The organism is Dyadobacter psychrotolerans, assembly GCF_004349265.1.
Classification (GTDB): domain Bacteria; phylum Bacteroidota; class Bacteroidia; order Cytophagales; family Spirosomataceae; genus Dyadobacter; species Dyadobacter psychrotolerans.
Map to the genome: position 1 here is coordinate 512,993 of NZ_SMFL01000002.1, position 20,134 is coordinate 533,126.

Below are 20,134 nucleotides of genomic sequence, written 5' to 3' on the forward strand. Positions count from 1 at the left end.
GAAAATTAAATGTCCTGTTCAGAATTTTAAATTGAGGCCTGCCGTCAGTGTGCGCACATAAGGGTAGGAGTTGTAGCCGGCAAAAGGCATCTCCGGATCCATATTAATTCCGGTTTTATTGAAATTCAGCAGGTTAAAGCCGTTTACATACACACGCAATCTTCTGATTCTGATTTTTTCTAGTAAAGAAGAAGGTAATGTGTAGCCCAATTCCACAGATTTTAATCTCAGATAATTACCTGAACGAAGCCAGAAATCTGAATCAGCTGTATTATTACCGCGGTCTGAGATGCCAAGCCGCGGATAGGGCGCTGAAGGGTTTGATGCCGTCCAGGCCTCCGGACTAAACTGATTGATATAGCCATTGTTATTAGAACCCGCCATCACAAGTGTTCTTAACTGTACAGTACGCCCTGCAACTCCCTGTGCAAGCAGCGAGAAGTCGACTGACTTGTAGCTTGCACCAATTTTGAAGCCATAAAAAGTGTCTGGCGTATCGTTGTATTCGGTCATCACGCGGTCGTAATTGTCAACAACACCGTCTGAGTTGACATCTTTGTACTTGATATCACCCGGCTGTAATTTTCCTGCAAAGCGCTGAACGGGACTGTTATTTATTTCCTCCTGCGATTGAAAAATACCTTCTGAGATCAGCATCAGTTTACCAAAACCTGTTACGCTGCCGATATTATATCCTGCCTGCTGCTGATAATCAGCCAGTCCTGCTGATTCATTGATACGCAGAATTTTATTTTTGGCATAAGTGAAATTACCGCCGAGCATTATTGTAAAAGCACCAAACTTTTGGGTAAAATCAATTGCTCCTTCAAACCCGTTCAGCCGGGTCTCGCCATCGTTGATCCGGTAAGTGGCCAGGCCGATAATCGATGGGTAGATGGGATTGGTCAGAATGTCCTTCCGATACTCATTAAAATAATTGGCAGAAATGGAAAGTCGGTTTTTCACCAGCTGAGCGTCAAATCCCACATCTGTTTTAACCGCCGTTTCCCAGGTCATATCGGGATTGGGCAGTGTGTTTTCCGACGCACCAGCCTGTGCCGAATAACTTGTTCCGAAAGCATAACTTCCGTTGGCAGGGTTAAAAAGGTAAGCGTATGGAAATTTATTAGTCTCACCGGTTGAGTTATTTCCTGCTTTGCCGTAAGAAGCCCGTATCTTCAGATAATCAAGAAAGGAAGTATTTTTAAGAAAAAGCTCTTCCGAAATCACCCAGCCGGCAGCAATCGCCGGGAAAAAGCCAAATTGTTTTCCTGGCATATAATTGTCTGCACCTGTATAACTGGCAACAAGATCGGCATAGTACCTGTTATTGAAACTATACGAAACTCTTCCTGAAAAACCCTGTCTCTTGTCTTCAAGTCTGGTTGGATTGAATGTGACGGCCTGCTGATATCGCGCGGTTATCCGAAAATGATGTTTGCCAAAGTTTTGATCATAATCAAGCCCGGTCCAAAGCTCATTTGTACGAACGTTATCAGCAAAAGTGGATGCCAGATAACCAAGCGGAGTTTGCGTCCCAAACCTGGTTAAAGCCCCGGTTGTTCCCCGCTCATATACCTCATATTCCTGACTACGACCGCTAAGGTAACGGCCTTGAATATCAAAGGTATAAAACAGATTGGCCGTTAAACCGTTAAGCCAGAAATCTAGCTTGTGATTGGCATTGATCGTTCCCTGCAATACCCTTGTTACTTCGCTTCGATTGCCTTGCCCCTGAAGCTGCGCCAGCGGATTGCTTCGGTAGAGGTTGCTACCTCCGTAAGAACCATCTTCATTTAGTAAAGGAAAGGCATTGGGAGGTGTATCAAAAACAGTGCTTAAAAAAGTAGCGCTTGTACTGCCCGGTTCGCGGCGGTCTTCAATTCTTCCGCCCATATCCAGCTGCACGGTCAGCAGCGGAGTAACCTGTATATCCAGATTGGTCCGAAGGTTGTAGCGGCGGTAGCCTGCATTGGTATTAAACAGTGGATGATCGGTATGATTATAAAGGCCTCCCTGATTAAAATAGCTCAAATTTGTAAAGTAACGTACCGCTTTTGAACCACCGGACGCTGTCAGCACATGGCGCTGAACGAGCGCATTGTTTTTGAAAAACTCCTCAACGAAGTTATTATTGGGATACTTGTATGGGTCAGTTCGACTTTTATAACCGTCAAGCGTTTCCTGGGAGTAAAGAGGAGCAAAGCCGTCTGTCTGTAAGGCGCGGTTATATAAAGAACCGAAGGTAAAGGAATCCAAAGGTTTAGCCAGAACAGTGGGCTGCTGCGTTCCCATCTGCGTATCGTAGGTAAACAATGTTTTGTCCGCGCTGCCACGTTTGGTGGTAATCAAAAGCACTCCGTTTGCTGCGCGGTTTCCGTACCAGGCGAGTGAGGCCGCATCTTTCAGCACACTTATTCCTTCTATTTCACTAAGATCCATATCGGAAAAGTCGCGAACTACACCATCCACCAAAACAAGTGGAACATTTGCACCAGCGAAGGATGCACGGTTCCGGATCACAATAGTAGTTTCATCTCTTCCAGGAAGTGTACCGGTTTGCCAAACGTTAAGACCAGGAAGCTGGCCTGCAAATAAATTAGTCAGCGAGCTCGAAGGTATCTGAGGAAGTACAGATGATTTAAGCGAAGAAACTGCTCCGTTTATTTCGCGTTTTTTACGAATATCAAAAGGGATGTAAACGTCATCGTCCATTCCTGCATAAGGCAGCGTTTTGGAAACCAGGATTTTTAACGCACCTTTTTCGTTTACAATGGTATGATAATAAGTCAGGTAGTCATCTTTGCTGAAAATCAGCACATCTCCTTTTACAGCCGTAATTGAAAATTTGCCTTCACTGTCTGTAACCGTTTCCTTACTGCGTTCCTGAACTGTTACGTTCATTCCCGCTACGGGAATATTGTCTATACCGGTGACGGTGCCTGTAAAGCTGACCGGAGCCGGGTCCTGAGCCATTGCCTCTACGAAAAGCATGGGAATCAGCACTAAAAGCCTGGAAAATATATGGTGAAATTTCATCATTCTTAGGGTTTAATTTTGGAATTACCAGCCAGGATTCTGCTCGATAAACTTACTTTTCTGAACCTCATTGCGTGGAATCGGGTACAAATGCATGTGGTCCTCATAAACTCTCTGGAAAGACCCGGCAAGCGCTACTTTGGAATAGGTAAAAGTGCCGTTTGCATTGCGTACGACATTCATTCCATACATGGTGGACGCCACCAACTCTTTTCCTCGTTTCCACCGCATGATGTCATACCACCGGTGGTCCTCAAAAGCCAGCTCTACGGCACGCTCATTCCATATTCTTGCACGCATCTGCTCTTTTGTCAGTCCTGTGGGCAGGTCGGGCATTCCGGCTCTTTTTCTTAACTGATTGATCGCGCTGTAAACCGTTGCGTCCGGGCCTGCTGATTCATTCTGTGCCTCGGCGTAGTTGAGTAAAATTTCTCCGTAACGGTAAAAGATGAAATTAACCAGGGCTGTTTGCGTACCGGGTGTTTTGTATACCTCAGGCCAGAGTTTTCTTGCATAATAGCGCGTCGCCGTGTAAGCAGAACTTGTCGAACTATAATCGGCGCCTCCGTCCCACATCTGTAATTTGCGGTCCTGCCATGGCGCGTCATTGTAAAGAATGTTTGCGTAAAATCTCGGGTCGCGGTTTTGGTATGGATTCGCCGGATCATAGCCTGACTTAGAATCAGTGATAGGAAATCCGTTTTTCATTTCATACAGATCGACATGATTCTGCGTAGGATTGAAGGTCCCGATCCGCCCTCCCGATCCGGGTGACATTACAGATTGAATTGCCCAGTTAAAACTTCTCGGACCCTTGATTTTGATAAGAATGTATTCTTCGATGGTACCGTTGCCGGTTGGCGTAATGATTTCTTCATACTTTGGATGAAGAACATATTTGTTCATGTCCATCACAGCTTTTGCCGCATCGGCTGCGGCTTTCCATTTAGCTAAATCAGAAGTTGGATTATGAAGCGGACTGGCAGCATAAAGTAAAGTTCTGCTTTTCAGCGCCCTGGCTGCCCCGATTGTCGGTCTGCCATAATTCGCTACGTCGTGCTCTTCCGGGAGCAACGCAACTGCCTGATCAATATCCTTCAATATAAAGCTAACACATTCTTCATAGCTGTTTCGGGGCTTGTCGATATCCTCTTCCGGAGAATATGCCCGGTCGATAAGTACTACACTTCCGAATCTTTTTATCAAATCGAAATACATAAATGCCCGCAGATAATACATTTCTCCTTTGATACGCTGTGGGTTTTGGTCAGCTTTCCATTTTACCTCATCGATTTTTGAAAGCATTTTATTTACCACACGAATCCCGGAGTAATTCCGGTCGTAGATCACCGAGATGTCGTTAGCCGCAATGTTAATAATAGCCGAATGATCATGATATAAGCCTTTGCTCAGCGTGTAGATCATATTGTTTGTAACATCTATTCCGACGGCTTCATCTGAGGCCTGCGCTGTTCCGAATGAATCGTTAAAACGTAGATAGTCATCTGTGATAAAGCTATATGCATTATCTGCAAACTGGGCTGCCATCACCGGATCTGCAAAAACTTTTGCTTCATCCAATGCAACATCGGGCGCTACATTTAAAAATTTGTCATCGCAGCCGGCGAGAAACAGCAGCAGGCCGGCAAGCATGATCCTTTTATATTTTTTCATAATTGTTTCCATTTAATTATTAGAAATCAATGTTTACACCTAGGTTGTAGATACGCGAGGTTGGGTAGACGTTGTAAGCTCCCTGCGGTGCACGGCGTTGAAAGTTCTCGGGATCTACGTACAATACTTTCGTCCAGGTGTACAGATTTTGTCCCGAAACGAAAACGCGCAAGCCTTTTACGCCGATTTTTTTGACGATCGGTGAGGGAATCTGATAGGCGAGCTGCGCATTTCTGATTTTGAGGTAAGTTCCATCTGTTAGCAGAAAATCGTTGGTAGAATAACTCATAAAATTTCCGCCCACAGCTGGCTGAAGCGATGGCCAGGTTGCGTTTGCCGCATTCTCCGGGGTCCACCTGCCAAGCATGTTTTCATACATTTGGTTGCTGCTCAGGTTACGCTGGTCAAACTGAATCGTGGAGCTCACATGCGTCACACCCTGAAGCATTACCGATAACGACAATCCCTTAAAACTGATATTAGGCTCAATGCTGTAAGAATATTCCGGCACGTTCGAGTAACCGATCGGTGTGATATCGTCCGTTGAAATCACGCCGTCATTGTTGATATCCTTAAATTTTAAATCGCCTGGAATTGGTTTCCCCAACAGGTTTGGGATATATGAATTGATATCAGCCTGAGACTGATAAAACCCATCTGTTTTGTAACCTCTTGTCTGTCCGATAGGATAGCCGGCAGATTTCTGATAATCAGGACGGCCTATCGGTTCATCCAGATTTTTTATTTCGTTTCTTGCAAAACTTAGCTGTGCATTAAAACCATAACCCAGATTTCCAATCCTGCGCTGATGCTTCAGTTCTATTTCAAAGCCATGATTGTATACTTCACCAAAATTCACACTTGGATAAGCTTCGCCATACGTGGTTAGTCCGGACTGGCGATTAAGCAGGATGTCCGTCCGCTTTTCGTCAAACAAATCGAAGTTTACAGAGAACATATCGTTGAAAAAACTACTTTCAAATCCGATGTTTCTTTTGGTGGATGTTTCCCAGGTAATCAGCGGGTTTCCGATCCGGGAATGTATTAAAGCAGGGTAGGTACTCATTGACGTCGGCAAACCAAACTGAACAGCAGTATTTGGTTTTGCAGTTAAACCGAGGTTAGATCCGCCGCCGTAAACAGTGGAAGTTCTTGCGTATTCGTCCAGATATAAAAAACGGTTACCTCCGATTTTATCAAAACCAATCTTGCCATAAGATCCGCGTATTTTAAGAAAGCTAACAAATGAAGCGCCTTTCAAAAAATCTTCATTGCTGATTGTCCATCCCGCTGACACTGCCGGAAAAAAACCGTAACGCCTTCCTGATGCAAAATTTTCAGATCCGTTATAAGCTCCGTTGAATTCAGCAAAATACCGGTCCTTGAAACTGTAAGCGACTCTCGCTACAAGTCCTTGTGATGCATATGCTGGCTGAGCACCTACAACGCGTCTTGCCTGACGTTGGAATAGAGCCAAACCAGTTACTGAATGCTGACCAAAAGTCCTGTTATAATTCAAACTGCTTTGGAGATTATAACTTACCGTGCCATCGTAAGTGGCCGTAACCACCCCAAGCGGCGTATCTGCATCACTGAACGAACTGTTTCCTTTTACGATTTCATCCGTTTGTTTGTTGATGTAGTAAGAAGTAAAAGTGCCCTGCTGTCTTCTGTTGGCGATAAAATAAGCGTCGTAGGCATACTGAGTTCGAAATGATAGTCCCTTTACAAGTTTTTCGAGCTTGTAATCCAAAGCAAGCGTACTTTCAATGGAATTGTTTTGCTGAATATAATAACCTCTGCGGGAAATCCAGCCTAACGGATTCGTCAGGTTTACGCCGGCATTCGGGTTTTCCATAAAACGACCATCCGGTAAAAAGGGCACATAGGCGTATGCCGGAATACCATTTACCCGCGATAGCAGATATTCAAACTCCGCATTGGCATAAAATGGATCACCCGCGGGAGCATAACGCTCTTCCAGGCGCCCGCCCAGTTTAACGGAAACAGTCAGGTCTTTGCTCAGGTTGAGGTCAACATTGGACCGGAAGTTGTACCGGTCATATTTGGGCGTAGTTGAGTAGCCGTAAGGATTATCAAATTTTTTCAGGATCCCGTCTTCAAACAGGTAACCAACGGATACAAAGTATTTAGCTATTTTAGTTCCGCCCGAAACGTTGATATTGTGCTGTGTCTGAGGATAGTATTTTCTTGTCAGGTAGTCAAACCAGTTGAAGTCAGGATATTTGTATGGGTCGGAATGGTCCTGGAATTTTTGAAGTTCCGCTTCCGTAAAAGCAGCCGCTTTGCCAACGTTTGCATTGGCTTCGTTTAGCAGGCTTGCAGCCGTGAAGGCATTTAACGTTTTAGGTAAATTGGTGTAGGTCTGTATTGCGACATTGCCTGTATAACTGATACGCGGCTTGCCTTCCTTACCAACTTTGGTCGTGATCAGAATAACCCCGTTACCTCCTTTGATCCCGAAAAGTGCTGTTGCTGAAGCATCTTTTAAAACTGAAATCGTCTCTATTTCGTTGGGATCGATATCACCAAATGAAGGTCTTTCGGCTCCGTCAACGATAATCAGCGGCGCACTTTCTCCGGTTGTTGCGCGGCCACGTATAAAAATATCAGCCTGGTTGTCACCTGGTTTTCCGCTTCTTTGGACCACAAATACTCCGGGCAAACGACCTGTCAAACTGTTGGTGGCATTACTGGTAGGAGCCTTGATAATTTCATCTGTCTTCATCGACACAACGGAGCCGGTCAGTGTCGACTTTTTCTGGGTTCCGTAACCTACCACAACCACGTCCTGTAATTGCTGAAGATCCGCTTTCAGTATTACATCAACCGTCGTGCGATTGGCCGTGTTAACCTCCTGCGGACTATAGCCGATAAAACTTACTACAATCACAGCACCCTGTGAAATGGTTATTTTAAATTTCCCATCTGCATCCGAAGATGTGCCATTGGTTGTGCCCTTTTCTGTAATTGTGGCGCCTACAAGGGGGCTGTTATCATTTTCAGCCAGAATTTTTCCTGAAACGGAAATTTTAGATCCATTCTGGGCCAGAAGCTTTCCGGTACATAGAAATAAAGTTAGCATCGCGCACATAAACCATGGCGGTAGCTTTTGGTGTAAAACGTATTTCATCGGTTTGGAAATTTTTAGGGTTAATCCGGTCGCGTGAGGCAGATTACAAGGGTGTCATCACGCGAGAATGACACCCTTGTTTTTCTTAACTTATTCTCTCAGATCTACTATAACAGCCTCCAGATTCAAGTAACCGGCAATTTTGGCAATCGCCTTCGCGTGATGACCGATTCCCAAAGCAAAATGATGCGTGGGTCCTTCTTTCATCCATCGTTGCAGAAAAGTTCTTACGTCTGGTTTGAAAAATCCTCGTGTATTGGTGTTTCCTGTTGGTGGGATAGGTCCTTCAACAGACTGACCCTCAGCTATTACAAATTTAAACTTTCCATCGTAAGTTGAGTTGATACTCAGCATCGTAATTGGCCCTTCCTTAATTTTAAACTCGACTCCTGCACCAAAACCTGGCTTTCCATGGTACTTGGTCAGACTTCGTAAAACAGGTTTCCCATCCGCAATTGCAACGTTATGTGGCCCGTCGTGACCAACCAGTACAAAACCTTCCTTAAAATCAACCGGATGGAATTCGGCAAAGCTACCGCCAATCCCTAAACGTTCCATAATCAGCATGGCAAAGCAGGTTTTCAAATCTGATTCTCCGCACATAGGGAATCCTGCACCTGTCAGTAAAGAATTTCCTACAATCAGATTAGACATCACCGTACGGGTTTCGCTGTTTTCAGGGCCCTCGTAATAGTAGGCTAAACCGTCGAGTTTTTTCTCTTCTATAAACTTTTCCAGCGCTACGGTAACCCGCGCAGCTATTTCAAGATCTGAGTCTCTGAGCTTTTCTGAGATCGGGTCGGATACCGGATCTGGCGTATCAAAAAATTCCAGGATGCGTTCTTTTACAGGATCTATTTCATCTGCTGTTGAATTTTGATATTGCGTTACAATTTCATGCGCTTCGCATTGTACAATGTGAGCACCGAAATGCGCAGTGAGCATCGTGGAATCAGAATGCATGTCCAGCATGGCTTCGATCGGATGACCTATGTGGCCGATCCTGGCACTCTTTAAATCGTGTAAGACAGCAGCAATCCGGCAGTATTCTTCTATTTCGGCGTCTGCCTGCGGATCGTCATAAAGTGTCCCGATGATCATGTCCGGAACTTTTTTGCCCATACGGGCCGCTACACCCGCAAACTCGGGGAGAGAGCAAATATCATCATTGTAAAGCTGCATGTAGGTGGAAGCCCGTGAATAATCCATGGCTTTATCCGGCTGCAGCGCGACCAGCACAATTGGCACGTTAATGTTTCTGATTACGACACCAAATGTATTTGATGTCGCATAGGTTACCATGTCACAAAAAATCAGATCCAGATTTGCTGCGTTGAGTTTTGGTACGAGATCATACGCCTTATGAACATCATCAATCAAGCCAAAATCAATAACTTCGGCATAAGAACCAGTTTGGATCTTTTCTATAAATACAGCCTGTTTTTGAAGCATGTCTTCCAGTAAGCCTTCAAACTGACTCCAGTATTTGTAGTATCCTACACCAAACACACCTATTCTGGGTCTGGTTTGCTTTCGCTTTTCAACGATGTCAGCGCTCATCAGGCCATTTTCACTTGGAGAGTTGTTTATCATATCTTTTATGTTTCTGTAAATGTACTTAACGCACTAAGAATTTTATGCAAAAAAAGAATTTTTTATTTATATAAAAAATGGATTCAGGCTTCTTCTGTAACTATATTATCTTGAATCACACCTGTGTTTAAACTAAACAGAGGTGTGATCTTGGGAATCAAAAGGACAAAAGCTATAAAAGCAATAGGGTAGAGCAGTCCCGATGCGACCCATAATGGTTTATAAGAGTATTGTTGGATGATTTTTCCGATCATAGGATTCAATAGTAAACTGGATATAGCTCCTGCTGTGCCGGATAATCCTACCACGGTTGAGGTTGCTGTGCTACCGAAAATATCAGAAATTGAGGTGATGTAATTGGTGATCCAGCAACCATGTGCAAACATGTACAAAGCCATCAGTCCGACTGCCACTTCAACCGATGACACATAAGCCGTCAGTGGAACGGCCAAGGTCAAAAGTGCTGCAAAACCCATCGCAGATTTCCTCGCCCTGTTAATGCTAAATTTCCATTTCACGAGTTTGTCGGAAAGCACTCCTCCCAGAATATTTGAAACACCCAGCGCCAGAAAGGGAATCCAGAATAAACCTCCGATTCGTTCATAAGACACACCTCTTACTTCACTCAAATATTTGGGGATCCAAAACATCATAAAATACATCACCGGGTCCAGTAAAAACCTTATTAGTATGAAAACCCAGGTTTGTTTGATACGGAGAATAGAAGTCAGAGAAATTGTAGTCTTAGGTTCTATCTCTTTGCTAGCCATTGTGTTAAGATTATCTTTTTTCCAGGATATCAAAAGCCAAAGCGCTACCCAAACGATCCCGATAATGCCTGGGATGACAAATCCGGCACGCCATCCATAGTATTGGGAAATCCAGATCGTCAGCGGTGGAGCAATCACTGCGCCGATCGCCGAGCCGCCAATTGCGATGCCGTTTGCAAATGCTCTTTCCTTTTTATCAAACCAGTCATAAACCGTTTTTGCAGCCCCGGGAAAGCAGGCACCTTCTCCCAATCCCAGAAAAAAACGAAATACAAGTAGCTGCGGAAGACTCGTCATCAGCCCATGAAATGCATTCGCAACAGACCACACACCGACAGCTACCGCCAGTCCTTTTTTAGCTCCGACACGATCGATAAGCCAGCCTCCAAGGGTGAACATGAACGCATAACTAAGTAGAAAACTGGTATTCACCCAGCCATATTCTACATCCGTAAAAGCAAATTCTTTTTGTATTTTGATGATCGCTATCGATAAAACCTGACGGTCCAAAAAACTAAGACCTGTTGCGATAAATACCATAAATACGACAAGCCAACGGATAGAGTTTGATTTCATATAACTTAACGCACTAACTATATTTGATTCAAAAATAAAGGCATAAAATACAAAAAGCAAATAGTTTGTAATATTTTATAATAATTTAATATTAAAACGTGATTTGCTGTTCTCAAAAGCAGGACAGACTGTGATTTTACTTTTAAGATCCCTGCCGCCCGGATTGCTTACTTTCAGCATTCTTCCTAATTTAGTATTGATTAATGAAATTTAGATGTCAGAAAGAAAGAGTACAATTGAAATTATAAAGTCGGGTGAGGGGTTGGCAATTGAATTTAAAAGAACCATAGATAGTCCCTTTAAAATTGCTAAAACCATTTCATCTTTTGCTAACACTTCCGGAGGGATATTACTCGTTGGGGTGGGTAACTCGGGGGAATTACTGGGTGTCACTTCTGAACTTACCGAACTGCAGAAACTGGAACGGGCGGCCGGACAGTTGATTGAAACACCTGTTTTGCTTCGTTTTTACACGGAGTTGCTTGATGGGAAGAAAGTGATACGAATTGAAGTAGACGAAAGTGCCGATAAGCCGCATTATGCCGTCAATGAAAAAAATGAGCGGATCATTTATGTAAGGATGAAAGATAAAAGTGTTCCGATTCCGAAACTTTTAATTCAGGGGGAACCGGATGCAGACACTGAGAAACTGCTTGCTTCAAGGCATGTGAAATCACTGATCAGCTATTTAAAGGCGACAGATTCGGTCACCGCAAAAGCGTTTTCACGGATCATCAATATTTCTGAGAAAAGAGCTGAAAGAATGCTTAATGATCTGGCGGTAAAACAGATTCTGTTAAAGTTAAACAAAAGCAAACCGGAAGCTTTCAGTTTAAAATGGACAAAATAAAAGCGGTCTGTCAGGCATCGGGAAGACCTCCTGACAAACCGATTTACTTAAATATTAGTCTTAATTGATTCCTACCAGTTCTAGTTCAAAAATCAAATCTTGTCCGGCAAGCGGATGGTTAGCATCGAGCAACACAAATTGTTCAGATACCTCTTTAATCACAACAGGAATCACCTGTCCGTTTCCATCCTGATGCATATTGAGCGTGCTTCCGATTTCCAAAGGTATGTCAGAAGGAATCTGTGCGCGGTCAAAATTAATGATCATATCTTCATTAACAGGTCCGTATGCCTCTTCATTTGGAATATGAATCGTTTTTTTATCACCGATTTCCATGCCGGTCACGCCGTCATCAAATCCTTTAATCACTTGTCCGCTTCCCAATTGGAATGCCAATGGTTCGCGCCCTTCTGAAGAGTCAAAAAGTTGTCCGTCAGGAAGAGTCCCTTTATAATGAACTTTTACATTATCTCCTGCTTGTGCTTGCTTCATTTCAGTATAATCGTTATTTGGTTTAAAAAATAATCCGGTAGTACTTATAATAACATACCGGCAAAAGCTTAATAGGCCCGGGCAAACACAACTCTTTGTGAAGATGGTTTTCCGGAGTAAATGCAAACACCAGATTCCTGCTGTGCGTTCAACGGAATGCACCTGATGGTCGCCTTTGTTTCTTCCTTGATCTTTTCTTCGGTTTCCGGTGTACCGTCCCAATGTGCAAGAATGAAACCTCCCTTGGTGTCCAGTACCTGATTGAACTCGTCAAATGAATCAACACGGAACGTATTTTCCTCGCGGAAAGCAAGTGCTTTATTGTAAATAGATTCCTGAATATTATCCAGCAAATCGCCGATAAAAGCCGCAATTCCTTCCAGAGACACAGTCTCCTTTGTTTTTGTATCTCTACGGGCAACTTCGACAGTACCGTTTTCAAGATCGCGTGCACCCATCGCCAGGCGTACCGGAACGCCTTTTAATTCGTATTCGGCAAATTTGTAGCCTGGTTTGTACGCATCGTTGTTGTCATACTTGACACTGATGCCCATTTTCTTTAATTGCTTTTTGATCTCTTCGGCTTTCTCTGTGATTGCAGCAAGCTGTTCTTCATTTTTATAGATGGGTACAATCACCACCTGGATCGGAGCCAGTTTGGGAGGCAGTACCAGGCCGCTGTCGTCAGAGTGCGCCATGATCAAAGCACCCATCAGACGTGTGCTTACGCCCCAGGATGTGCCCCAAACGTATTCAAGTTTACCGTCTTTATCCTGGAATTTTACATCAAATGCAGTTGCGAAATTCTGGCCAAGAAAATGTGATGTTCCTGTTTGCAGAGCTTTTCCGTCCTGCATAAGTGCTTCTATGCAATAAGTTTCCACTGCTCCGGCAAACCTTTCGTTTGGTGTTTTGATTCCTTTCAAAACAGGAAGTGCCATCCATTCTTCTGCGAATGTAGCATATATGTCCAGCATCTGCTCGGTCTCCGCGATTGCCTCTGTCGAAGTGGAGTGTGCTGTGTGACCTTCCTGCCATAAAAACTCGGCGGTTCTTAGAAAAAGGCGGGTTCTCATTTCCCAGCGCACAACGTTTGCCCACTGATTAATCAGCAGGGGCAAATCACGATAGGACTGAATCCAGTTTTTATATGTACTCCAGATAACCGTTTCTGAGGTTGGCCGCACGATCAGTTCTTCTTCCAGCTTTGCATCCGGGTCAACAATTACCCCTTTTCCGTTGGGATCATTTTTAAGCCGGTAGTGGGTAACAACCGCACACTCTTTAGCAAAGCCTTCCACATGTGAGGCTTCTTTACTCAGATATGATTTTGGTATAAATAGCGGGAAGTAAGCATTTTGATGGCCTGTTTCCTTAAACATATCATCCAATGCACGCTGCATTTTTTCCCAGATTGAATATCCGTAAGGTTTGATCACCATACAGCCTCTTACTGCGGAATTCTCAGCCAAATCGGCTCTTTTCACTAATTCATTGTACCATTCGGAGTAGTTTTCACTTCGGGTTGGCAGGGCTTTACTCATTCGTTGGATTATTTGATAAATGTAAAGGAGTATAACAATATGAGATACCGGCTTTTTAAGACGTTGCAAATATAGTTTTTTTGGTTAACTTTGGAATTAATGTCACCACATAGATGTTAAGTAACCATGTGTGGAATAAAATTTATACGTATTTTAGCTAAAAATATTCTAACCCTTTAAAGCCATGATTATGATAAATAGAGCAAAATATTTGTCTTTGTTAGTGCTGTTGGGAGCTTGGGGATGTACAAACAATAACTACGTTTCAAAATCAGGTAGTTATGATGATCTTTACGGTGGCGGTCCAAGTGCCGGAATTGTAAATGACTATCGCAATACGGAACAATCCCTTTCCCGTACAGATAATCCGGATTACGCGAGTACGCAGGATGAGCAGTCAGGAACAAGTGATTATTATGATGAATCTTATGTTTCTTCACGAGGTATTAACAGAGCTACTTCCGGAACGGATGTAGGTTACAATGCGGGATTTAATGATGGATTCTCTCAGGCATCACGTCTTTCTTATGGTAACGGTATAGGTTCATTTTGGCCGGGAAACTCCATTAGTATGAACTTCGGATTTGGCCTTGGGAGCATGTTCCGTATGAGCCCTTATCTGGGATTTGGGATGGGATCCATGATGGGCGGATTTGGATACTCACCGTTTGGTTATGGTAGCATGTTGGGTTACGGAAGCATGATGGGATACAGTCCGTTTGGATATGATCCTTTTGGTTACAGTCCGTTTGGTTATAGCCCTTATGGTAGCATGTATGGTTTTGGTGGTTATGGCGGATACGGAATGTACGATAGTTACTATGGTGGTGGTTACGGATATGGATACAATCCATGGGCATACAGTCGTCCTGTTATCGTTGTAAACAATAACTATGAACGTCAGGGGCTGTCCCGTACTTACGGACCGCGTTCTGCTGGTTCAAGAAGCAGCGAACGTTACAACTCTGGTTTTGTAAACAATCGATCATCGTCTAATACGAGTGAAAGAGGTTCAAGAAGAGCTGCAAACAGTGTTGCTTCCGGTAATGATACTTACAGTTCGCCGAGAACAGGAAGATCTTCCTCCGGACGTGGGGACTCTTACTCAGGCGGCCGAACAAGTGCTGAATCGGCGGGCCGCACTGCGAGTGAAGGAAACAATGTATATTATTCGCGCCCACGTTCTTCTTCAAGCAACTATTCTGCTGACGGAGTAGCATCGGGCAATTATACAGCGCCACGGTCGTCGAGAAGCAGCAGTTCATATAGCTCCCCTGCTAGAAGTCAGTCTAATTACAGCAGTCCTTCAAGGAGTTCAAACTCTTACTCTGCTCCTAGCAGAAGTTCTGAATCGTACTCGGCTCCGCAGAGAACTTACAGTGCACCTACGCCTTCTTATAGTGCTCCGTCACGGAGTTACAGTGCGCCAAGTGCTCCTGCAAGCAGCGGTGGGGGTGGTGCTTCACGTTCTTCTTCAAGAGGGCCAAGATGATCTTAGGTTGATTCTTAAACAGAATAAAAATCCCATAATATTGAATACATTTAAACCCTGCAAAACGTCATAATTTTGCAGGGTTTTCCTTTAAATTGAAGTCAAAATATACTTTTAGTTTCTTTATAATCATGACAATAAAAGGTGCTTGCGGAGGATTAGTATTAAGTTTAGTAATGGGATCGTCGGTTTTTGCACAGTATGCAACTGATGCATTTCGTTATTCAGAAATTAACCAGACCGGGACAGCCCGTTTTCAGGCGCTGGGAGGTAATCATACAGCTTTGGGAGGAGATGCCGCTACCATTAGCGGGAATCCGGCGGGACTTGGTTTTTACAACAGATCGGAGTTTTCCCTAAGCCCGTCGTTGTCAAATATTAATACGGAAAGCCAGTATATCGGAAATACAACGTCTGCAAATAAATCTAATTTTAATGTTTCCAATGCTTCTCTTATCATAACCAGTAAACCTGATTTTCAACGGAAGTGGAAAAGATCTTCGTTTGGTATTTCCTATTCCCGTCAGCAGTCTTTACAAAATTCATTTAGATATTCCGGGGTTAATAACAAAAGTGCTTACGTAGATCAGGTCGTGCAGGATGCCGACAGGGTTGGCTGGAGTGATAAAGATTACGATGATGAATTTTACGATAACATGCAGACCGTAAGATATGTGGATCATGCTTACTATAATCTGCAAATGATTTATCCTACAAAGTTTATTTCGACCACCGAGGGTTCTGGTGCTCCTTACGCAAGGGATGACAGCGATAAGGTTAGTAACCAGTCCGGTCAATTTGATGCGACTGGTGCAAATACGCAGTGGACTTTGGCCTATGCCGGCAATTATAATGATAAACTTTATGTAGGCGGGTCTGTTGGTTTTAACCGTATCAAATATTCTTACACTAATTCGTTCGAAGACAGCTTTGTCAATCCAACAGTTTTTCGGTCATCAGTAAAAGGAGAAAATCTGACAGTTACAGGCAACGGAGTGAATGCGACTTTTGGAATCATTTACAAATTTTCACCTGTAATTCAGATAGGCGGAGCTTTAACGTCTCCGACTTTTATGCGCATCAGAGAGACTTTCAATCAATACGTTACAGCTGATTATATTAACGGTTCAATACGAAATGATCAGGGACAAGATGTAGGACCAACCATAGAAATGGTTTCCCTTGTGCCCAATGATTTTGAGTATTCCATTACAAGTCCTCTTCGTGGTTCAGCCGGGCTTACTTACTTTTTTAAGGATAAGGGCTTTATTACCGGCTCACTTGAATACGTGGGATATGGAGCGATGCGCGCCAGAACTAAATTCAATTCTGATGATGCTTTAAATAAGGAATTTAATGATGATAATAAAACTGAAATTCAGGACACTTACAAAAGTGGTGTGAATGTACGGGTAGGAGGAGAGTATAGGGCTGGATTATTTCGCGGCAGGCTTGGGATTGCTTATCTGTCAGATCCTTACCTTCATACAGATGGCGTCGATCGAAGTAAATTATTGCTGTCTGCCGGGGTGGGTGTTCGAAGCAACCGTTTTTTTGCTGACATCTCCGGAACTTTAAATACTTACAAATCTGCTTATACCCCTTATGTGTTAAACAACGCAGCAGATTACTCGTCAGTTAACATTTCCAACCGGGCGGTAAATGTCGTTTTATCAGTGGGTACTTTTTTCTAAAAGGAAATTAAACTACTGTCAAGAGTTTGGCCGGAATCATCACGATTTCGGCCATTTTTATAAAAAGGAAGAAATCGCTTCTACCAATTCTGTCACCTCTGTTTTGCCTTCAATCGTTACGTCAGCCTGAGCGTAGTAAGGTCGTCGTTCTTCAATTTTTTTTGTCAGTTCAGCTTCAATTGATGTTGCACCTGACAGAATCGGGCGGTCATCTTTACCATGATTTTCTATTCTTCTCGCAAGTTCTGATGCTGGTACGTCTAAAAATACGCTTACTCCTGAATTTTTTATAAAATCCATATTGTCATAAAAACAGGGCGTTCCTCCTCCGGAGGCTAGAACCAGACGGTTGTTGGGAATGGTCTGTTTTAATATTCTGCTTTCAATTTCACGGAAATATGTTTCTCCCTTTTGAGAAAAAAGGCTTGGAATGTCCATGCCCTGATCATGTTCAATAAGTTTATCCAGATCAACAAACCGATAGCCAAGGTAGCGCGCAAGCTTTTTTCCAAGGGTGGATTTGCCAGAGGACATCATTCCTACAAGAATTATATTTTTCATTGACCCAACAAAACCTAGTTATTTAACCAACCCAATCACATCTTCCGCCGTCGGGGTGTCGTTGTAATGCCATTTGCCTTTTACAACACCATCTTTTAAAAGCCAAAGACCGGGATTGGATCGTGAGATAGTTTTTAAAACAGTAGCATCTACATAATAAAACGGCACAGTAAGCTGGTGCTCTTTCAAAAATTCGACTATTTCACCGCTGTCGCCCGATGTCAGAACGATGGGTTCTACGCCTTTGTTTTTTATACCGTTGATCAATTTGCTGATGTCCGGCAAAGCAGCAGTGTTGATATCGGTGAAATTTTTTATGATCAAAAATAACTTTTTGCCTTTAAAAGTTTCTTCCGTGTAATCACCTGCGTCGTTCCAAACTTTGTAGTCTGTAATCTTCGCTTTTGCATCTTCATTAAGAACGATCATTTCCTTAAATACGAGCGTTGTGTCGGTCGGATACTGCTCATATTCATACTTCTTTCCATCTTTTTCGAAAACATACAGGTACCGCAAAGGTTCAGACGGTTTGGTCTGCGCAGGAATATTGGCTCCAACCCGATAAGGAAGAAGATCAAGAATAGGTAAGTGGCGAAGTGCGTAGACGGCAATACCCAGTGAGGCAATTGTTGAAATGACCACAATCATTCCTGTTGGAAGCGGCCTGATTTTCTTTCTATAATAAACCAGAACGAGAATCAGAGCCAGCAGGAACAAATCTTTGCCAAAGGACGTCCACGGTGTTAATTTAATAGCAGCTCCAAAACATCCGCAGTCGGTTACCTTATTAAAGTAAGCAGAATAAAATGTAAGGAATGTAAAGAAAATAATAATCAGTAAGAGGAAAAGCGAGGTTGTTCTCGGTTTATAAGCAACCAGAAGTGCAATTCCTAAAACAACCTCAGCTGTACATAAGAATACAGAAAAATACAAGGCAAGAGGAACCAGCGACATAAAAAAGTCGTGTAACGCTGGAAGGTCGGCGGCAAAAACCTCAAAATATTCTTCGAGTTTATATTGGGTACCGACAGGGTCATTCAGCTTAATGAGTCCTGAAAAGATAAATAACAAACCGACTATGACGCGGGAAGCTTGTGCAAGAATTTTCATTTTCCGGAGTAGGTTAACCAGTTGGACAAATTGTGGCAGAAAACTGTCCTAATTGGTTTGTAATGCGTTTGATTTTATAAGGCAAAAAACGGCATAATTGATCATATCCTGATATCCGGCTTTTACGCCTTCGGAAACCAATGTGACGCCCTGATTATCTTCAATTTGTTTTATTCTTAATAATTTCATCAGAATAATATCGGTCATGGAGCTAACACGCATGTCTCTCCATGCCTCACCATAGTCATGATTTTTATTAAAGAGCAGTTCTTTAACTTCAATCACCTGCGCGTTGTAAAGATCCGTCAGCCCCTCGGTATCAATTTCTATTTTTGAATCACCGAGCGAGATCTGGATCAGCGCCATCACGCAGTAGTTAATAATTCCTATAAATTCAGAAGAAATATCATCATCAACTTTCTGGAAACCTTTTTCCTGAATTGTACGGATGCGCTGGGCTTTGATGAAGATTTGATCCGTTATGGACGGAATTCTCAGAATACGCCAGGAAGTTCCGTAATCTTTATTTTTTTTTGCAAAAAGGTCTTGGCAATACTGAATGATTTCCTGATATTCCGCTTCTGTCGATTTCAAGGTTTGCAATATGTTAAGCCTGGTAATTTATCAATATTTAATTTCAATAAAGAATGGGTGAGTGTTGCTGGTTTGGTATGATATGCCGGCGACCTCTCTTCCAATGATTTTATATGTCGCAAGTTAATAAAAAAACGATTAATGTCAGGGGAGAGCTTATTGATCTCTCGACACCACTCGTAATGGGGATTTTGAACCGTACACCCGATTCTTTCTATGCCGAAAGCCGGGTAACTTCGCTGGATGCTGTAATTGAGCGGGTTGGCATTATGCAACAGGAGGGTGCCTCAATTATTGATATAGGAGGATATTCCACCCGGCCAGGTGCGGAAGAGATTTCATTTGCGCAGGAAATTGAAAGAATTGAATCCGTGATCGGACCGTTGCGTAAAAATTTCCCGGATTTGATCATATCTATTGATACTTTTCGTTCTGAGGTTGCAAAAAGGGCGGTAGAGCAGGGGGCAGACATCATTAACGATGTAGCAGGAGGGATTCTTGATGAAAGTATGTTTGATATGGTTGCGATGCTCGGCGTTCCCTATATTCTTATGCACATGCGGGGAACACCGGAAACTATGAATATGCTCACGGAATACAATAACGTGGTTGTCGATGTAATAAAGGATTTGAAGTCAAAGATAGATTTGTTAAGACAAAAAGGTGTTACCGACATTTTGTTGGATCCTGGTTTTGGTTTTGCCAAAAACATTCCGCAAAATTTTCAGCTGCTGGCTAATCTGTCTGAATTTCATCAGTTAGGTTACCCGCTGCTTGTTGGTCTGTCACGCAAAGCAACGATTTATAAAACCTTGGGAATAAATGCCGGTGAGGCCTTGAATGGAACCTCAGTATTGAACACAATAGCTTTGCAAAATGGCGCTTCTATTCTCAGGGTGCACGATGTGAAGCCGGCGGCAGAAGCTGTAAAACTATGGATGGCTACTCAACCTATGGAGAAAAAAGAGTAATTTAGTCGCGAAATAATATT

General features: G+C 43.1%; 14 protein-coding genes. 4 read left to right on the forward strand and 10 right to left on the reverse strand.

Features of this window, described 5'->3' with window-relative positions:
- Positions 1–18: 18 nt before the first annotated feature.
- From E0F88_RS05915 to E0F88_RS05935, 5 genes are all read right to left on the reverse strand, one after another.
- Positions 19–3,042, reverse strand: coding sequence for a SusC/RagA family TonB-linked outer membrane protein (locus E0F88_RS05915; RefSeq protein WP_131957290.1), 3,024 nt, complete (start codon positions 3,040–3,042; stop codon positions 19–21).
- Positions 3,043–3,063: 21 nt separating this feature from the next.
- Positions 3,064–4,713: a RagB/SusD family nutrient uptake outer membrane protein gene (locus tag E0F88_RS05920; RefSeq protein WP_131957291.1), complete on the reverse strand. Its 1,650-nt coding sequence runs from the start codon at positions 4,711–4,713 to the stop codon at positions 3,064–3,066.
- A gap of 19 nt (positions 4,714–4,732) precedes the next feature.
- Positions 4,733–7,867, reverse strand: coding sequence for a SusC/RagA family TonB-linked outer membrane protein (locus E0F88_RS05925; RefSeq protein WP_131957292.1), 3,135 nt, complete (start codon positions 7,865–7,867; stop codon positions 4,733–4,735).
- Between the two features lie 90 nt (positions 7,868–7,957).
- Positions 7,958–9,460 (reverse strand): L-fucose/L-arabinose isomerase family protein, encoded by a 1,503-nt coding sequence (locus E0F88_RS05930; RefSeq protein ID WP_131957293.1) that lies wholly within the window; start codon positions 9,458–9,460, stop codon positions 7,958–7,960.
- A gap of 83 nt (positions 9,461–9,543) precedes the next feature.
- A complete protein-coding gene (locus tag E0F88_RS05935; protein ID WP_131957294.1) occupies positions 9,544–10,806 on the reverse strand; it encodes an MFS transporter in 1,263 nt (420 codons plus the stop codon).
- Between the two features lie 214 nt (positions 10,807–11,020).
- Here E0F88_RS05935 and E0F88_RS05940 point away from each other — a divergent pair, with 214 nt between their 5' ends.
- Positions 11,021–11,656 (forward strand): AlbA family DNA-binding domain-containing protein, encoded by a 636-nt coding sequence (locus E0F88_RS05940; RefSeq protein ID WP_131957295.1) that lies wholly within the window; start codon positions 11,021–11,023, stop codon positions 11,654–11,656.
- 60 nt (positions 11,657–11,716) lie between these two features.
- Here E0F88_RS05940 and E0F88_RS05945 read toward each other — a convergent pair whose 3' ends face one another.
- Positions 11,717–12,148, reverse strand: coding sequence for an FKBP-type peptidyl-prolyl cis-trans isomerase (locus E0F88_RS05945; protein WP_131957296.1), 432 nt, complete (start codon positions 12,146–12,148; stop codon positions 11,717–11,719).
- 68 nt (positions 12,149–12,216) lie between these two features.
- On the reverse strand, positions 12,217–13,692 hold the full coding sequence (proS, locus tag E0F88_RS05950) for a proline--tRNA ligase (protein ID WP_131957297.1): 1,476 nt from the start codon (positions 13,690–13,692) through the stop codon (positions 12,217–12,219).
- A gap of 184 nt (positions 13,693–13,876) precedes the next feature.
- Here proS and E0F88_RS05955 point away from each other — a divergent pair, with 184 nt between their 5' ends.
- Together E0F88_RS05955 and E0F88_RS05960 are read left to right on the forward strand one after the other, a co-directional pair.
- The gene (locus E0F88_RS05955; RefSeq protein ID WP_131957298.1) at positions 13,877–15,184 is read left to right on the forward strand and encodes a hypothetical protein; all 1,308 of its coding nucleotides are present in this window, start codon (positions 13,877–13,879) and stop codon (positions 15,182–15,184) included.
- Between the two features lie 131 nt (positions 15,185–15,315).
- Positions 15,316–16,878 carry a hypothetical protein gene (locus tag E0F88_RS05960; protein WP_131957299.1) on the forward strand — a complete coding sequence of 521 codons (1,563 nt, stop codon included), beginning with the start codon at positions 15,316–15,318 and terminating at the stop codon, positions 16,876–16,878.
- A gap of 57 nt (positions 16,879–16,935) precedes the next feature.
- Here E0F88_RS05960 and E0F88_RS05965 read toward each other — a convergent pair whose 3' ends face one another.
- The 3 genes from E0F88_RS05965 to E0F88_RS05975 are packed head-to-tail and all read right to left on the reverse strand — an operon-like array spanning position 16,936 to position 19,143.
- Positions 16,936–17,439 carry a shikimate kinase gene (locus E0F88_RS05965; protein ID WP_131957300.1) on the reverse strand — a complete coding sequence of 168 codons (504 nt, stop codon included), beginning with the start codon at positions 17,437–17,439 and terminating at the stop codon, positions 16,936–16,938.
- A gap of 18 nt (positions 17,440–17,457) precedes the next feature.
- Positions 17,458–18,549, reverse strand: a complete 1,092-nt coding sequence (locus E0F88_RS05970) for a BT_3928 family protein (protein WP_131957301.1) — start codon at positions 18,547–18,549, stop codon at positions 17,458–17,460.
- 48 nt (positions 18,550–18,597) lie between these two features.
- On the reverse strand, positions 18,598–19,143 hold the full coding sequence (locus E0F88_RS05975; protein ID WP_165940004.1) for a DUF1599 domain-containing protein: 546 nt from the start codon (positions 19,141–19,143) through the stop codon (positions 18,598–18,600).
- 113 nt (positions 19,144–19,256) lie between these two features.
- On the opposite strand from E0F88_RS05975, the gene folP reads away from it, so the two are divergent.
- The gene (gene folP / locus E0F88_RS05980) at positions 19,257–20,114 is read left to right on the forward strand and encodes a dihydropteroate synthase (RefSeq protein WP_131957303.1); all 858 of its coding nucleotides are present in this window, start codon (positions 19,257–19,259) and stop codon (positions 20,112–20,114) included.
- The last annotated feature ends 20 nt before the right edge of the window (positions 20,115–20,134 follow it).

Bases quoted from the DNA above. Each gene is read 5' to 3' on its own strand.
- E0F88_RS05940 (WP_131957295.1), top strand. From the start codon at position 11,021: ATGTCAGAAAGAAAGAGTACAATTGAAATTATAAAGTCGGGTGAGGGG.
- E0F88_RS05945 (WP_131957296.1), bottom strand. From the start codon at position 12,148: ATGAAGCAAGCACAAGCAGGAGATAATGTAAAAGTTCATTATAAAGGG.
- E0F88_RS05920 (WP_131957291.1), bottom strand. From the start codon at position 4,713: ATGAAAAAATATAAAAGGATCATGCTTGCCGGCCTGCTGCTGTTTCTC.
- proS (WP_131957297.1), bottom strand. From the start codon at position 13,692: ATGAGTAAAGCCCTGCCAACCCGAAGTGAAAACTACTCCGAATGGTAC.
- E0F88_RS05960 (WP_131957299.1), top strand. From the start codon at position 15,316: ATGACAATAAAAGGTGCTTGCGGAGGATTAGTATTAAGTTTAGTAATG.
- E0F88_RS05970 (WP_131957301.1), bottom strand. From the start codon at position 18,549: ATGAAAATTCTTGCACAAGCTTCCCGCGTCATAGTCGGTTTGTTATTT.
- E0F88_RS05935 (WP_131957294.1), bottom strand. From the start codon at position 10,806: ATGAAATCAAACTCTATCCGTTGGCTTGTCGTATTTATGGTATTTATC.
- E0F88_RS05955 (WP_131957298.1), top strand. From the start codon at position 13,877: ATGATTATGATAAATAGAGCAAAATATTTGTCTTTGTTAGTGCTGTTG.
- E0F88_RS05925 (WP_131957292.1), bottom strand. From the start codon at position 7,867: ATGAAATACGTTTTACACCAAAAGCTACCGCCATGGTTTATGTGCGCG.
- folP (WP_131957303.1), top strand. From the start codon at position 19,257: ATGTCGCAAGTTAATAAAAAAACGATTAATGTCAGGGGAGAGCTTATT.
- E0F88_RS05915 (WP_131957290.1), bottom strand. From the start codon at position 3,042: ATGATGAAATTTCACCATATATTTTCCAGGCTTTTAGTGCTGATTCCC.
- E0F88_RS05965 (WP_131957300.1), bottom strand. From the start codon at position 17,439: ATGAAAAATATAATTCTTGTAGGAATGATGTCCTCTGGCAAATCCACC.
- E0F88_RS05930 (WP_131957293.1), bottom strand. From the start codon at position 9,460: ATGATAAACAACTCTCCAAGTGAAAATGGCCTGATGAGCGCTGACATC.